We start from the raw sequence: 15450 nt of genomic DNA on the forward strand, positions 1-15450 counted from the left end.
GGAGGACACGGCATGCTCTACTTGGCTTTGGCCGGGCTGTTATACGGAGCCTGGGCCTGCGCCTCTCCGGCCGTCGAAAACCTGCAAAGCGGAGAATGGGGCCAATATGCATTCCACCATCCGGACGGCGCTTTTCGGGGGCTGGTTTTTCTGTTTTCGCCCGAGCAAGGCATACAGGTTGACGACCAGACCGCGGCGCGCGAGTTGGCCAGCCGCGGCTGGGCGGTTGCGCTGGTCGACAGCGGCATTTATCTCCGTAGAACCCGGCAGGCGAATTCGGCGGGATCCACCGCCTGCCTCTATCTGCCGGGCGCGGTCGAATGGACCAGCCAATTTTTGCAACAACGGCTGGCGGTGGAAACCTATCGCCCGCCCGTCCTTGCCGGACGCGAACAGGGCGGAACACTGGTCTACGCCTTATTGTCCCAAAGCCATCCCGGCAGTTTCGCCGCCGGGCTGAGCCTGGATTTTTCGCCGCGCCTCGCCCTCACTGGCCGCTTGTGCGAGCGCCCCCCGGCCGGGCTTTCCCAAAACGAGCAAACCCTGGAATCCGGTATGCCGATGGGTGCGCCATGGCGTCTGGCGGCCTCGGGTACTTTGCCAGCGGACCTCTCGGATTTTGCGGCCAAGGCCGCCCGAGCCAATCCCGATCGCGTGCGGCTGGTCGAGCACGTCACTGACTATGCGGGCGCGGTGACGGCCGCGTCGCCGGCGGCGCCAGACCCCAAGCTCGACCGCATTCCCCTGATCGAAGTGTCGAACCGTAACACACAGGGCGTGCTGGCGGTCATCTACAGCGGCGACGGCGGTTGGCGCGACATCGACAAGACGCTGGGCGACTATCTGTCCAAACAGGATGTGGCCGTGCTGGGAGTCGACGCCTTGCGTTACTTTTGGCAAAAACAGACGCCGGATCGCGTCGGCAAAGATTTGAGCTGGGTTCTCGATCATTATCTCGACGCCTGGAAACTGCGCGAGGTCTGGCTGATCGGCTATTCCTTCGGCGCCGACATACTCCCCTTCGCCTATAACCGGCTGCCCGAGGCCCTGCGATCGAGAGTCGTGCTGCTCAGCCTGCTGTCTCCCGGATTGAGCACTGACTTCGAGGTCCACGTGAGCGGCTGGTTCAACGGGGAGCCCGGTTCCGAAGCGCTGCCGACCGCAGCGGAATACTCCCGCATCCCGGGCGGCAAGCTGCAGTGCGTGTACGGCGAGGAAGAAACCGCGGAGTCGCTTTGCGCACTCAGCATCCTCCCGGACGTGGAAACCGTGAAACTCACGGGTGGTCATCATTTCGACGGCGACTACGCGGCGCTCGGCCAGCGCTTGGTCGGCGGCCTGCGACGTCGCCTCGCGCCGGCGGGAACGGGAAAGCCCGGGTCCGAAACGCCATCGCCTTAGGTCCGATCGTCCACCGCGCGGCTGGATATCACCCGGGAGGACGGCCGGTCGTGCCATTGCCCCAGCAGGGCGTAACAGGCGGGCGTGAGTATCAGGCTGGCGGCCATGCCGATGAGTAGGCCGGCTGAGAGCGACAGGGTCATCGGGATGAGGAATTGCGCCTGCTCGCTGGTTTCCAGCAGGGTGGGCAGGAAACCGGCGAAGTTGGTGAGAAAGGCCAGCAGGATAGGACGAAAACGGGAGGTACAGGCCTCCAGTATCAGGTTTGCAGCGGCGGGCCCCGGGCCGGCGACCGTGTCGTCTACTCCTACCCCCTTCTCCTTGATGTAATCCAGCAGCACCAGGCTGTCGTTCACCACCACCCCGCTGGCGGCGATCATCCCGACCAGGGACTCCATGGAGAGCGGCAGCCCGGCCAGCCAGTGGGCCAGCACCGCCCCGCTCCAGGCCACGGGCGCAGCGAGCAGGAAAATCAGGGGCTTGGTGTAGGAGCGGAAAGGTATGGCGATGAGCGCATAGATCACCGCCAGGGAAATCAAGGTGTTGAAAGCCAGGGCGTGCGTGGCTTCTTCCTGCTCCTGCCGCTCCTCGCCGATGTTCACCGCCAGGCCCGGAAATTTTTGTTTCAGCTGAGGGATCACGCCGGCCTCCAGGTCGGAATAGACCGCATTGAGATCCGCCCGGTTGGGATCGACCCGCGCCTGCACCTTGAGTATGCGCTGCCTGTCCTGCCGTACCAGTTTGGCGTAGCCGGGCGTCAAATCGACTTGGGCCAGGGCACTCAACGGCGCCTGCGCGCCGTTGGGCAGGCGCACCGGCAGGTCTTCCAGCTTATCCAACGATCGCCGTTCGCTCCAGGGCAGGCGCACCATGACCTTGACCTCGTTGCGCCCGCGCTGGAAGCGATGCACCTCGTCGCCGTAATAGGCTTGGCGCACCTGTTCGGCCAGTTCTTCCAGGCGCAGCCCCAGCCGCTCGGCCTCGGGTTTCAGGCGCAGGTGAACCTCCGGCTTGCCGGGTTCCGCGGAGTCGACCACGTCGAACACACCGGGGTAAGCGGCCAGCTTGCGCTTCAGTTCCTCGGCGGCCGGCATCAGGATCGACGGATCCGACGCTCCCAGGTCGAACTCGAGGTCGTAGGGCACGTCGCCTTCCTTGTACAGAAAGTCGATCTTGGCGCGACCGACATCGCCGATGCGCTCGCGCCAGGCGCGGATGAAGTCCTCCACCTTGATGGTTTGCCGCCCTTGTGGGGAGAGTTCGGTCCAAAAACCCGCGCCGTTTTCCCAGACAATGGTTTCCAGGCCGACGATGACGGAGGTGCCGGACCGTACCTTAGGGCGCGGAGCCGGGGCAAGCTCGCCCGTTTCCGCCCGCGCGTCTAGGATCGGCAGCCCAACGCCCTTGGGCTCCTGGTCCATTTCGTCCCTCAATTCCAGCAGGGCCTTCTCGACCTTTTCCGCGATCCGGCGGGTTTCGCTGAAAGGAGCGTCCTGGGGCAGCGTGAGATTGACCCAAAAACTGTCCTTGGTCACATCGGCCTGCAGCGACAGCCGGACATGACCGCCCGCGACCAAGGCCACACTGAGCATCAGCAGGACCGCAAAGGCCGAGACGGTCAGATGACGCCAAGCCAGGGCACTTTCCAAGAACGGGCGGTAAATCCGCCGGACGAATTCGTCCAAACCCTGGTTGAGCCGCAGGCGCAGTCGCGCCAGACGCGAGGGAATCGGCGTCGCCCGGGGCGGGGCGGCCAGATGCGCCGGCAGGATCAACAAGGCCTCGATCAGGGAGAACGCCAGCGTCAGTATCATCACCAGACAAATCGGCCGCATCATCTGCCCCGACCAGCCGGGCAGGAACAATCCCGGCAGAAAGGCCACCAAGGCCACCAGCACGGCGAGTGTCACCGGCAGGGCGACGCTTTTCGCGCCACGGATCGCGGCCTCTACCGCGCCTCTCCCCCGTTCCTTGCCTTCGTGTTCCTTGTGCACCGCCTCCCCGATGATGATGGCATCGTCCACCAGTATGCCCATGGCCAGCAGGAAGCCGAACAGGGACAGCATGTTAAGCGACACGCCGAAGGCCGGCATCAGCCAGAACGCGCCGAAGACCGAGGTGAGTATGCCCGCGTCGGCCCACAGCGCCACCCGCAGGCGCAGGAACAGGGTCAGCACCAGGCACACCAGGACGAAGCCGCTCAAACCGTCCTCGATCAAGGTCCGGGTGCGCTCTTCATACGCCTGGGAATCGTCCCACCAGGTATAGAGGGACAAGCCTTCCGGCAGATGCGCCCGGGTTTCGTCCACATAGGCCTTGACCCGCCTGGCCACCGCGACCGTGTCGTGCTCCGCGTGGACCTCCCAGCCTTGCGCCGTCTCGCCGTCGTGGTGCCATTCCGCCAGGCGTTCTTCCAGGCCGTCCTTGATGACGGAAACATCGCGCAGCAGCACCCGGCTGCCGTCGGGGTTGGTTCGCAAGACCAGATTGCCGACCGACTCGCCGCTTTGCGCCTTGCCCTGCACGCGCAGCAGCAACTCCCCGGCCTTGCTTTTCACCAGCCCGCCGGGCAGGTCCACCGAAGCCCGCCGGACCGCTTCGGTGACCTCGTGCAGGGAGATGCGGTATTGGTGCAGTTTTTCCGCAGAGACCTCGATGGCGATCTCGTAGGACACGTCGAAATAATTGTAAGCGCGGGTCACGCCGGGGATGCGGGCCAGATCGGCCTGGATGCGGTCGCCCAGCGATTTGATGGTCAGCGGATCGGTGGGGCCATGCAGCGCCACCCAGATGACCCCGTCGTCGCCGTTGCGGGTGGCCGGTTGTACATCGATCTTCTCCAGCGCCTTCGGTAGCCGCTGGATGGCCTGGACCCGTCCGCGCACGGCATTAAGCACCTGGTCCTTGTCATGGTCCGGCAGGACCTCGACCCTGACGTTGCATTCGCCCTGGGTGATCTCCGACTTCAGCCGCTTGATGCCGGGCAAATCGTATATCGCCTCTTCGATACGGACACAAACCGACTCCTCGATCTCCAACGGCCCTGCGCCGGGATAATACGCGCTGATTTGGATCTGGTGCGGGAGAAAGTGGGGAAAGACTTCCTTGTCCATAAAAATCAGGCTGCCGGCCCCGCCGAACAGGATCAGCAGCATCAACAGATTCGCCGCGACCGGATTGGCGGCAAACCAAGCGATGAGACCCGAAACGCTGGAATCTCGGCTATCGGGGTTCTGGGGCATGGCGTGCTTCGGTCGGATCGACAGGTTGGCGGACACGGGGCCACGGCCAGGATGTCACGGCCGCTCATCGATATAAGACGTTTGAGCGAGCGCAATCCCCCAGCTTATTAATCAGGCCCAAAAATACCCTCCTGGTATTTCGGGCCAAGGCCAAGGCCGGTACACGCCCGGCCTTGGCTCACGCGGCCTGTCGCCGCGCCAGGGCATCCCTGCCCCGGATTAACCCGGCCCATAAATGGGCCGGGTTAATAACGAAGAAATTCGCCCGAATTTGCAGCGCTCGGCGTATAGCAAGAAAGCCTCCGAGCGGGTCCCTGGGTGGTTGGGCCGGTTCGGGTGCGACGAGTGGTTCAAGAGTCCAGCTTGAAACCAATGGGCACGGTGACCCAACTCGCAACCGCAGCCCCGCCCAGCTTGGCCGGCACGAAACGCCAGTTCTTCACGGCATTCAGGGCCGCTTGATCCAATACCTCGTGGCCGCTGGATGCGTGTATCGCCAGTTCGCCGCAGCGGCCGTCTTCCAAGACCAGGACTTTCAGCAGCACCTCCCCTTCCCAGCGCCGGCTTCGGGCGATGCCGGGATATTCGGGACTGGGATTGCGCAGATAGTCGGCGTTGGCGGAGGCGGGCGTTAACTCCTCCGGCGGAGGAGGCTCCACCTTTTCCTGCATGGGTATCGGCGACAATGCCGGAGCCGCTGTCGGGGGCGGCTCGCGCCTATCCTTGGCGGGATAGGTTTGCTGGGCGGCGGTTTTCTTCACCGGCACGGTGCTTCTGGCCTTTTTTGGCGAGACCCAATCGGATTTGGGCGCGGGCGCGGGCCGCTCCACGGGCTGCACGTACGGTGTCACCGTCCGGCCGGCCGGCGCGGCGAAAGCGATGTCGATGGTGGGCAGCGGCATGGCTTTCTTCAGCGGCGGCGGAGCCGGCTTCAGCCAATAGCCGTAGAGCAGCCAGGCGTGGCTCGCGCCGACCAGAACCAGCGTGCCTATCAGCGCCAGAGGGTGGCGCCGGAACAAGGCCGTATCGGCGGATTGCCCACGAACCGGGTGCCGGATGAACAAGCTCTTGGCGGCGAGGAAAGAAGGACTGAGCATCATGGCGTTCGACCGGCTGTGCGATAAAGTCCGCATTCCGCATGCAGACCCGCGACGGCGGAACCTGTTTTCGGGAGAATGACATGCCAGGAAAAAATTCAGCGTGCGCGGTATGCCTCCCTGAAGGGGAAAAGCCGGGCTTAATCGGCTTTTCCCCAGAGACCGCACCCCGTCATCCTTGTCGAACGGCGTCCTGCCAATTCCCTCGGTGCACCGCGATCACTAAGCTCGATGCGTGCCAACGCATGGCGTCCTTAATAAACAGTGCCTTAGCGTATGCCCCGATGGCCGGTGAAACGGCGTCGTGCGTCAGATGGCGCAGTTGTGCGTGATATGACTTAGCGCTTGCGCGCTCCAAAGTGCGGAAGTTTCGCTCAGCGGCTCAGCGCGCGACTATACCGGCGCAGGATTGCGTTCGGAGAAACCGCTCTGGTGCCAGTAGGGGTACACGGGGGTGACGACGCTTGCGGCATCGAGCCTGGCTACCTGGTCGGCGGTGAGATTCCAGCCCACCGCGCCGAGATTCTGCCGCAACTGTCCCTCGTCGCGCGCGCCGATGATCACGGTGGCAACCGTCGGCCGCTGAAGCAGCCAATTGATCGCGACCTGGGGTATGGTCCTGCCCGTTTCCTGGGCGATCTCGTCCAAGGCATCCAGCACCCGGAAGAGGTACTCGTCGGCCACGGGCGGCCCGATGTCGGCCGTTTTGTGCAGCCGGCTGATCTGCGGCAGCGGCTGACCGCGGCGGAGTTTGCCCGTCAACCGGCCCCAGCCCAGCGGGCTCCAGACCACGGCGCCCACGCCCTGGTCGAGGCCGAGCGGCATCAGCTCCCACTCGTAATCGCGCCCGATCAAGGAATAGTAGGTCTGGTTGGCGACATAACGCGCATAGCCGTAGCGATCGGACACGGCCAAGGCTTTCATCAGATGCCAGCCAGAGAAATTGGAAACCCCGATATAACGGATCTTGCCCGCGCGCACCAAATCATCGAGCGTCGACAGCACCTCTTCAGCCGGCGTCAGGGCGTCGAAACCGTGCAACTGGAAAAGATCGATATAGTCCGTGCCGAGCCGCTTCAGCGCCGCCTCGCACGCCGCGATCAGGTGATAGCGGGAAGAACCCACGTCGTTCGGCGACTCGCCGGAGCGAAAAGTCGCTTTGGTGGAAATGATGATGCGATCGCGCCGGCCCTTGATCGCCTCGCCCAATATCGATTCGGCAAGTCCGCCGGAATAAATGTCCGCGCTGTCGAACATGGACACGCCCGCTTCCAGGCAAATGTCGACCAGCCGCCTGGCCTCGTTAACGTCCGTGCTGCCCCAGGCCTTGAACAACTCGCCCTGGCCTCCGAAGGTGCCGGTGCCGAAGCTCAAGACGGGAACCGTGAAGCCAGAATGGCCGAGACGTCGATATTCCATAGCTACTCCTCCTGAAAACCAAAAACAGCCCAGTGTGCACGGCCGGCCGTACGCCAGCCGGCCGCGGATTGATCAAAACCCTTGCATTCGATAGTGAACCACAATGGCGAGTAAACGTCGCGCCCACGGCGGAGGACGATCAAACTCACACGTTTTCGGCCTACTGGGGAAGCTTGAGCCGATGTTCATCCCTACCCAGCGATCCGGTAGCCGGATGATTTTGCGCTTGGCAGCCTATCATCGGCGAGGACGAAGCGGCATTTACGGCTGCCAGGCCAAGCCCAGCAGGGCGCCGTAGTCATTGGGGCTGTTGATCGCCGGTATCTGGGCGCCGACATCCAGGCGCCACTGCCGGGCGAATCGCCACAGCAACTGGATCGCTCCGGCGCCCAATGCGTTGTTGCCGGAGATGTAATCCAGGGAGAGCACCCAGCGCGGGTCCGGGAGGGGGATTTGCGCACCGACGATATAGCCCGCTCGGTCCCCCGGTCCGGTCATGAGTCCGCTGGCGACATAGCCACCGAGGTGTAGCTGTACCCCCGCTGCGCCGACAGTGAACTGGTTGTCGAGATAGGAGTAGCTTTCCACGCCGGAAGACCGATGGGCATCCCAGAATGCGGCACCGTTCTGCGTACCCAGCACCAGCGACCACGACGGCGTCAGCGGTGTCGATTTTTCCACATTGAGCAATACGTCGGGATCCCACAGCGCTGCGGAGGTTTCCTCGTATAGCCCGACGTTGAGCAGACTTAGTCCGATGTTCCAGCCGTCTGCATGACCGTAATCCAGCGTGGTGTTGGCCAATACGCTGCCGGCGAATACGTTGAGTTCCTCGATGAAGTGCCAGGCGTTCTTCGGAGTCATCGAGATTGCGGGAATGTTCTTGAACCTGTGTTCCCTCGCCCGTTCGGCCTTCGCCAGGACATCCGCCGGCTGCGCCAGACAGAGTACGGAGGCGTAGGTCCAAACGCACCGCCGCCACGCCGGGCTGCGCGACCGCATCGCTAGCGCCCGGCGTCGGCCTCCAGCGCGCGCAGCTTCTGCCGGGCACGTTCGACGCTATCGGCGTCCGCGTTCAGGGCGATCACGCGGCTCAGGTAGTCGCGGGCGCCGGTGGCATTGTCATAGCGCGCTTCCAGCGCGGCGACCGCCTCGTAGAACGAGGCCTGATCCGCCGGCGCATAGCTCTGCGGCTTGGCTTCGAGTCGCTGCTGCAGCCGGTCGCGCGCCTGGTAAGCCCGATGCCGGGTGCCGAACACCGACACCTCGGTATCGGTATAGATCTGCGCCAAGGCTACCGACAGATTGTCCCCGGCATGGTGTCCTGCCCGCTCGAGCTCCGTCAGGCAACTCCACAGCAGCACGACCTTGTCCAGGCCCAGCATCCAGGGACCCCGCCGCTCCGCCAGCTTGCACCGATTGGCTGCATGCCAGGCCTTGGCCTCGAGATTATTGGGCTGCTCGTGCACGAGTGGGGTCAATAATCGGTCCGCTTCGTCTATTCCGTTATGCAGAAACTCCAGGCGCCCCAGTTCCAGGCGGCTGGCGAAGTCGGTTTTTTCCTGCAACGCCAGGCGACGCCCGTCGTCGGCCGGCATCCACGGAATCGGCGGAAACTCCCGCGAACAGCCCGACAACAGGATTAACAGCAAGCCGAGATAAGCGAGTTTGTGTGCCATAGGGAAGCTCATGGATTGCGATTCGGAATATGCCGGGCCGCCCTAACTCCTAGTGTGCTAAAGCAGGCGGCGAACGTCTCGGTGGCACGGCTTAGGCACGCGCCAGCCGCGTAAGGTTAACAGGGTCTCGACGACAAGTCCGCCCGTCGTCATGCCCCGGCCGGCCCCGGGAGGGACGACTGAAAAAACCATCGTTACGCAGGAATTTCTATTTTGCCCAAGGTCTATGGCACGATGCCGGCCTAGCTACCCGACAGGCGGCCCCCATGAACGAAACCGCGGTTAAAGGACCCGAACGCGACGCTGCCGAACATCTTCTGGCGGTGCTGGACGAACTTGTCCACGAGCTCCATCCGGGCCGGGGGCCACTCCCGATTTTCGACCTGGATTCCAGCCTGGACACCGACCTCGGGCTGGACAGCTTGAGCCGGGTGGAACTGCTGAGCCGCATCGAGCGGCGTTTCGAAGCGGTCTTGCCCGAGCGGCTGTTCGCGGAGGCCGAAACCCCACGTGATCTGCTGCGCGCGCTGCTGCGGGCGGTGCCGTCGGAGGCCGGGAGCGCGATTGCGGACATCTCCAAGCTGACACTGGGTGCAGCCGAACCCACCCCGGCGACGGCCACGACGCTCATCCAGACGCTGAACTGGCATGTCGCCCGGCACCCCGACCGGCTTCACATCCGTTTCTACCAGGACGATAGCGAAGGCGAGACGCTTTCCTACCGCCAGCTCAAGGCGGGTGCTATGGCGGTGGCCATAGGCCTGCAAGCGCAGGGCTTGCAGCCCGCCCAGGCGGTGGCCATCATGCTGCCCACGGGCGCCGACTATTTTTTCGCTTTCTTCGGCGCGCTGCTGGCCGGCGGCATCCCCGTTCCCATTTATCCGCCGACCCGCCTGTCCCAACTGGAAGAACATCTCATCCGCCATATCGCCATCCTGGCCAACTGCGCGGCCCCCTTGTTCATCACCGTTCCCGAGGTCCAGGCGCTTGCCGGCATGCTGCAGGACAGGCTGGTCTCCCTGCAGGCGGTGACCTCGGTGGCGGACTTGTCGGCCAGCTCCGGCGAGCTGGTGGAGCCCCAGGTCAACGCCCGCGACACCGCCCTTCTGCAATACACCTCCGGCAGCACGGGTAAGCCCAAGGGCGTGGTGCTGAGCCATGCCAACCTGATCGCCAACATCCGCGCCATGGGGGCGGCGGTCAACTCCACGCCCGACGATGTCTTTGTGAGCTGGCTCCCGCTCTACCACGATATGGGTCTGATCGGCGCCTGGCTGGGCAGTCTTTATTTCGCCTTTCCCCTGGTGATCATGCCGCCGATGAGCTTCCTGTCGCGCCCCCAGCGCTGGCTCCGGGCCATACACCGCTACCGCGGCACCTTGTCGTCCGCACCCAACTTCGGCTACGAGCTGTGCCGGCGCCGACTCGAACCGCGCGACCTCGAAGGACTGGACCTGTCATCCTGGCGCTGCGCCTTCAATGGCGCCGAAACCGTGAGCCCCGAAACCATCGACGGCTTCATCGAGCGCTTTCGTCCATTCGGCTTCCAAGCCCAGGCCATGTGGCCGGTCTACGGATTGGCCGAATCCTCGGTCGGCCTGGCTTTTCCGCCGGCCGGCCGGGGTCCTTTGATCGACCGCGTACGGCGCGAACCGTTCGCTCGCTTAGGGCGGGCCATCCCCGCCGGAGAGTCCGACCCGAATCCGCTCCGCTTCGTGGCCTGCGGCGCGCCGCTGCCGGGCCACCAGATACGCGTGGTGGACGACCGGGACCGCGAACTTCCCGACCGGCAACAAGGGAACATCCAATTCCTGGGGCCCTCCGCCACCAGCGGCTATTTTCGCGACAGCGAACATACCCGCTCGCTGTTCCACGGCGGCTGGCTGGACACGGGCGATCTAGGCTACGTGGTGGACGGCGAGCTGTATGTCACCGGCCGGATCAAGGACCTCATCATCCGCGCCGGCCGCAACATCCACCCCCAGGAGATCGAACAGGCGGTGGGCGGTATCGAAGGAGTGCGTCAGGGAAGCGCCGCCGCGGTCGGTGTGCGCAATCCGGAAGCCGGCACCGAACGGCTGGTGGTGATCGCCGAGACCCGGCTGCACGACCCTCTTCAGCGTGAGGACTTGCGCGCCCGCATCAATACCGCCGTGAGCGAACTGATCGGCGAACCCGCTGACGAAGTCGTCCTGGCGCCGCCGGGGGCGGTGCTGAAAACCTCCAGCGGCAAGGTGCGGCGCGCCGCCATCCGCGCGCTCTACGAAAATGGCGTGATCGGCCGGCCGCGCGGGCGTTTGTGGACGGAGCGCATCCGACTGAGGCTTGCGGGCCTCGCCGCACGGGGACGCCGGCTGCGCGGCCGGCTGTTCGAACTCGGCTTCGCGGCTTACGGATGGGCGATCTTCGGACTACTGGCGCCGCTGGTGTGGTCGGCCGTGATGCTGCTGCCGACCCTGGACGCGCGCTGGCGCGTCATGCGTGCCGCGATCCGCCTGCTGCGCGCGCTGACCCGCACGCCCCTGCGGGTAGTCGGCTTGGAAAACCTGCCGAAGCCGGGAGAGGCCTTCGTCCTGGTGTCCAATCATGCGAGTTATCTCGACGCCTATGTCCTGATAGCCGCCATTCCCAGGACGATGGGCTTCGTCGCCAAGGCCGAACTGGGGCGGGACAAGAGACTGGGCCTGGCGCTGACTCGCATCGGCGCGGAATTCGTGGAGCGGTTCGAAGCGGAAAAAGGCGCCGACGATGCCCGACGCCTGGCCGGCATCTTGCGGCGCGGACGGACTTTGGCCTATTTCGCCGAGGGTACCTTCACCCGCATGCCGGGACTGCGCCCTTTCCATCTGGGTGCCTTCACCGCGGCCGTGGAAACCGGCGTTCCGGTGATACCGGTGGCCTTGCGCGGCACCCGCGCCATGCTGCGCGGAGACACTTGGTTTCCCCGCCCGGGGGCGATAGCCGTAACCCTAGGCAAACCCATCGATACCACGGCGCTATGCGCGTCGGCGGGCGATCCTTGGCAGGCATCCCTGCTGCTGCGGGACGCGGCCCGCGCGCGCATACTGCGTCACTGCGGCGAACCCGATCTGGAGCGTGCGCGTCCGTCGTCGCCAGGAATCGCGGAATAGAATCTGCGCCCGCGACGACTAAGCGCGCATCCATGCGCTCATTCGGTTGCTCCCAGCTCCAGTCGGGTGGGCACATTCCGCGCCTTGTCGGCGGACGCGGATTCGATCCGGCCCGTCGCGATCCGCGACCGATCCGGCCCCTTCGGTCCGGACAACTCCTGCACGATGGCCTGTCCGCGTAGCCGGGCCAGGTTTTCGAGTTCCCCCGGGGGCAAGGCTTCCGATTCCGCCAACTGTTGGAACACCCTTTCGTAGTAATCCTGGTCCTCGCTCGCCATCCCCAGGAGCGCGCTCAGAAAACCGACCTTCGCCAGCTTGCGGCCCTTGGCCTTTTCGATGTCGGCCTGCAGCTTGTCCAGGGCATTGCGCCCTCCCCGCGCGACCGCCAACGCTTCCAAAGCCGCTTGGGTCTTGGCGTTGGTAAACGACAAGGGCCCCGGATCGGCCCCGGCGTCCACCGTCTGGCCAAGCTGGCGGGCCACCGCCTGGCGCACATGCAGCGCTTTCAAGGCCTTGCCGTCTTCATCGGCGTCGTAGCCGCCGTAGATGCTCAACTTCACCGTGGGCTTCTGCGCCAGAACCCGGGCGACCTGCTGCAGTTTTTCCCGCTCGGGAGGCGGGATCTGGGCGCTCCCCGGCGCGAAGGCAACGGCCCGCAAGGACGCCTCTTCCTCCCCTTCGAAGACCGAGCCCAGGGCGCGGAACGGCGCGGTCACGGCTTTTTCAAGCAGGGTGGTGAAAGCGTTCCAGAGCAGCTTGCCGTAGCCGAACTCGGGGCTGTCCACATCGCCTTCGATCGGCACCGTGGCGTCGATCTTGCCTTCGCTGTCGGTCAGCAAAGCGACGGCCAAATCCAGAGGCAGATCGGCCGCATTGGGATTTTCCACCCGTTCGCCCAGGGTGAAGTGGTCGAGCACGATCTTGTTTTCGCTCTTGAGCCGGCTGTTCTCGATCTTGTAGAGCAGATCGAGGTTCAGCTTGCCGGCCTGGATCTTGCGCCCCGCGAACGTGGCACTGTAGGGTGACAGCGAGGCCATTTCGACATTGCGGAAAATCACCTTGATATCGGCAAGCGACTTGATTGCCGCGGGCCTGAGACTACCCTCCACCCGCGCCTCGCCGAATTCGCCCACCCGCCCCCACAAGGCGAGATGGGTGAGCCCTTCGGGCAGGCTGGAAATGTCGGTCACCGTGCCGTCGAAATCGTGGATTTGCGTCGCGAACGGGATCACCAGGCTGAGATCGCTGAAATCGACGATGCCGTCGTCGATCCGGACCCGTTCCACCGTCACCGGGAAGGGCTTTTCCGCAGCCGGCGCGGTTTTCTTCGCCGTCTTGACCGGGGATTTCGGGGCGGGTTTGGCGGCACCGGTTTTTAGTACCGTTTGCAGATTGGTCGTTTTGTCCTTGGCGATCGCGATCCGGGCGCCCGGCTCGACGATGCGAACCTCGCGGATGGACAGGCGGTCCGGCGACAGGCTGAAATCCACACCGTCGGCCGTGAGCCGTTTCCAGGACAGGAAACGCTGGCCGTCTTTCTCATCGCTCAACAGCAGATCGCCGATTCCCGCCGTTCCCGTCGTCTTGACCACCGGCCCCCGCTCGCCCCGACGATAAGCGAGACTGAGGTCGCCGGACAAATCGCCTTTGCCCAGCTTGAGTACGGTCAGCCGGTTTACCAATGGATGCAGGGGCCCGAGATTGAGGCGCTCCGCGTGCACCTTGGCCTCCACGCGCCCGCCGCCCTCGAAGATGGAACCGGCCCCACGGAAGTTTCCGCCCTGCTTGAGTTTGAATCCCGCCTCGAAGGCGATGGGCTGTTTTTCGTCCAGGCTGACGCCGCTCAGCTTGATATCGGTGTCCTGAACGTCGTAGGCGACGGCCGGGCTGTAGCTTTCGTCGCTCAACGCCAACACCGTGCCGCGCCAGGCCAGTTCGTGGAGAACGAAACTCCAGCCGGGAGTAGGATTTTCGTGCGCGTCGGGCTGCGTCGGTACCGGGGGCGTCTTGGCCGCGAATAGATCCGCCAGAGGGAAGGATCCATCCCGGTCGCGCACGATTTGCGCGCCACCTCCCGCGAGCGCCAGCCGCCCCATCTCCGCTTCCCGCTTTTCGAGATCCAGTCTGCCGCCGGCGAGATCCAGGGCATCCAGGCTGAACAGCGAAACCGGATTACGGCTTTCCTTCAGTGCGAGATCCTTGAGCCCGGCCGTGAATCCATCGACCCGGACTTTCGGCGCCACACCGCCGATTTCGGCTTCGGCCGACAGTTCCAGCCCCAGGCGGCCGACGCTGGCGACGTAGTGGCGCCGGCGGCTGGCATCGGAGTAGCGCAGGGCCAGGTCGTTCAGCTTGAAGGCGTCGAGCTTCAAGCGCCAGGGGGCTTCCTGCCCGGTATCGGGTGCGGCAGTCGCGGAGGAACTCGCCTCACCCGCTTCGTCCTTCCAGAGGGTTTGCCAGTCCAGGCTTCCCTTCGCGTCGACGTCCGCCGCGACTTGCCCGCCTGTGACGACGAGCGCCGGGAGGCTGAGGGTTCGGCCGGCCAGATCGAAGCTCGCGCGCTCGAGCTTGAGCGAATCCAGGGTGAGCAGGGGATCGTTTGCATTGGCCAGGGCCAAGCGCAGCTTGCTCAATTCCAGGCCTAGATCCTCGATGCGCAGACCGGGTGCATCCTGGGTCTGGGCGTAGGCGTAACGGGCGGACAGGGTCAGGGTCCCTTCCGGTTCGGCGAGATTCAAGCGGGTGCGCAGGAATTTCCACGGTATGGCGAGACCGAGGTCGGTCAGCCGCAATTCGCCCCCGCTGCGCAGCGGCTCCAGGTGCAGATCGCCGTGCCCTTCCAGGCGCCCGCCTTCGGCCGCCATCAGCGCGAAACGATAGGACGCCACATGATCCGGCAAATTCGAGAGGCCACCCAGTTCCACCTCGATGGCGCTGACGGTCTGGGAGTATCCGGCGGAAGAAGATTCTTGGTAAGTCAGCGAGCCGCCGGCCAGGACCAGGTGTTTCAGAAGAAAGTGCGTCGGCGCCGCTGCGGGCGGAGAGGCTTCTTTCGGCACCAAAGGCTCCAGGATCCTGCCGAGGTTGGACTGCCCGTCGGGATCGACCTGCAGATTCAGCTCCGGCCCGTCCAGGCGCAAAGCACCCAGGGTCCAGGCCCCGCGGAACAGGCTTTCCAGTTCGAAATCCAGCGACAAACGCCGCAGCCTGAATACCGGCGTGCCGTCCTGTTCCGCCAAGACCACGCTACCGGCGTCCAGGGTGAACAAAAACGGGTTGAACCCGAATTCGGCGATGGAAACCGGCCGATGCAGGATCTCGGCGCACAGCTTGGGAACGTAATGTCGGGCCAACGCGGGAAGGAGCAGGAAACCGACGAGAGCGTAGGCCGCCAGGGCCGCCGGAATTGCCCATAGCCATGGCGTGTTGAGGCGCTGGACGAACCTGTTCATGGCTGCGCAGATCTCCTGAATGCGATACG

The 15450-nt window shown here is 64.5% G+C and carries 8 protein-coding genes; 2 read left to right on the plus strand and 6 right to left on the minus strand.

Features of this window, described 5'->3' with window-relative positions; genetic code table 11:
* The first annotated feature begins 12 nt into the window (after positions 1-12).
* A complete protein-coding gene (locus JWZ97_RS09020) occupies positions 13-1401 on the plus strand; it encodes a virulence factor family protein (RefSeq protein ID WP_205434421.1) in 1389 nt (462 codons plus the stop codon).
* Here the strand turns inward: JWZ97_RS09020 and JWZ97_RS09025 are convergent.
* The 5 genes from JWZ97_RS09025 to JWZ97_RS09045 form a co-directional block, all read right to left on the minus strand.
* The gene (locus JWZ97_RS09025) at positions 1398-4643 is read right to left on the minus strand and encodes an efflux RND transporter permease subunit (RefSeq protein ID WP_205434422.1); all 3246 of its coding nucleotides are present in this window, start codon (positions 4641-4643) and stop codon (positions 1398-1400) included. The two genes, JWZ97_RS09020 and JWZ97_RS09025, sit on opposite strands and share 4 nt — an antisense overlap.
* Positions 4644-4993: 350 nt before the next feature.
* A complete protein-coding gene (locus JWZ97_RS09030; RefSeq protein ID WP_205434423.1) occupies positions 4994-5776 on the minus strand; it encodes an energy transducer TonB in 783 nt (260 codons plus the stop codon).
* 357 nt (positions 5777-6133) lie between these two features.
* Entirely contained in the window at positions 6134-7159 is a 1026-nt protein-coding gene (locus JWZ97_RS09035; protein WP_205434424.1) for an aldo/keto reductase, read from the minus strand.
* A gap of 261 nt (positions 7160-7420) precedes the next feature.
* The gene (locus tag JWZ97_RS09040) at positions 7421-8023 is read right to left on the minus strand and encodes a hypothetical protein (protein ID WP_205434425.1); all 603 of its coding nucleotides are present in this window, start codon (positions 8021-8023) and stop codon (positions 7421-7423) included.
* A gap of 140 nt (positions 8024-8163) precedes the next feature.
* Positions 8164-8838, minus strand: coding sequence for a hypothetical protein (locus tag JWZ97_RS09045; protein ID WP_205434426.1), 675 nt, complete (start codon positions 8836-8838; stop codon positions 8164-8166).
* 266 nt (positions 8839-9104) lie between these two features.
* Between JWZ97_RS09045 and JWZ97_RS09050 the strand changes: the two genes are divergently transcribed.
* Positions 9105-11969: an AMP-binding protein gene (locus JWZ97_RS09050; protein WP_205434427.1), complete on the plus strand. Its 2865-nt coding sequence runs from the start codon at positions 9105-9107 to the stop codon at positions 11967-11969.
* 38 nt (positions 11970-12007) lie between these two features.
* On the opposite strand, the gene JWZ97_RS09055 is transcribed toward JWZ97_RS09050, so the two are convergent.
* On the minus strand, positions 12008-15421 hold the full coding sequence (locus JWZ97_RS09055; RefSeq protein ID WP_205434428.1) for a DUF748 domain-containing protein: 3414 nt from the start codon (positions 15419-15421) through the stop codon (positions 12008-12010).
* Between the last annotated feature and the right edge of the window lie 29 nt (positions 15422-15450).

This window comes from Methylococcus sp. EFPC2, from assembly GCF_016925495.1.
Lineage (GTDB): Bacteria > Pseudomonadota > Gammaproteobacteria > Methylococcales > Methylococcaceae > EFPC2.

Bases quoted from the DNA above. Each gene is read 5' to 3' on its own strand.
- JWZ97_RS09020 (WP_205434421.1), top strand. From the start codon at position 13: ATGCTCTACTTGGCTTTGGCCGGGCTGTTATACGGAGCCTGGGCCTGC.
- JWZ97_RS09025 (WP_205434422.1), bottom strand. From the start codon at position 4,643: ATGCCCCAGAACCCCGATAGCCGAGATTCCAGCGTTTCGGGTCTCATC.
- JWZ97_RS09030 (WP_205434423.1), bottom strand. From the start codon at position 5,776: ATGCGGACTTTATCGCACAGCCGGTCGAACGCCATGATGCTCAGTCCT.
- JWZ97_RS09035 (WP_205434424.1), bottom strand. From the start codon at position 7,159: ATGGAATATCGACGTCTCGGCCATTCTGGCTTCACGGTTCCCGTCTTG.
- JWZ97_RS09040 (WP_205434425.1), bottom strand. From the start codon at position 8,023: ATGACTCCGAAGAACGCCTGGCACTTCATCGAGGAACTCAACGTATTC.
- JWZ97_RS09045 (WP_205434426.1), bottom strand. From the start codon at position 8,838: ATGGCACACAAACTCGCTTATCTCGGCTTGCTGTTAATCCTGTTGTCG.
- JWZ97_RS09050 (WP_205434427.1), top strand. From the start codon at position 9,105: ATGAACGAAACCGCGGTTAAAGGACCCGAACGCGACGCTGCCGAACAT.
- JWZ97_RS09055 (WP_205434428.1), bottom strand. From the start codon at position 15,421: ATGAACAGGTTCGTCCAGCGCCTCAACACGCCATGGCTATGGGCAATT.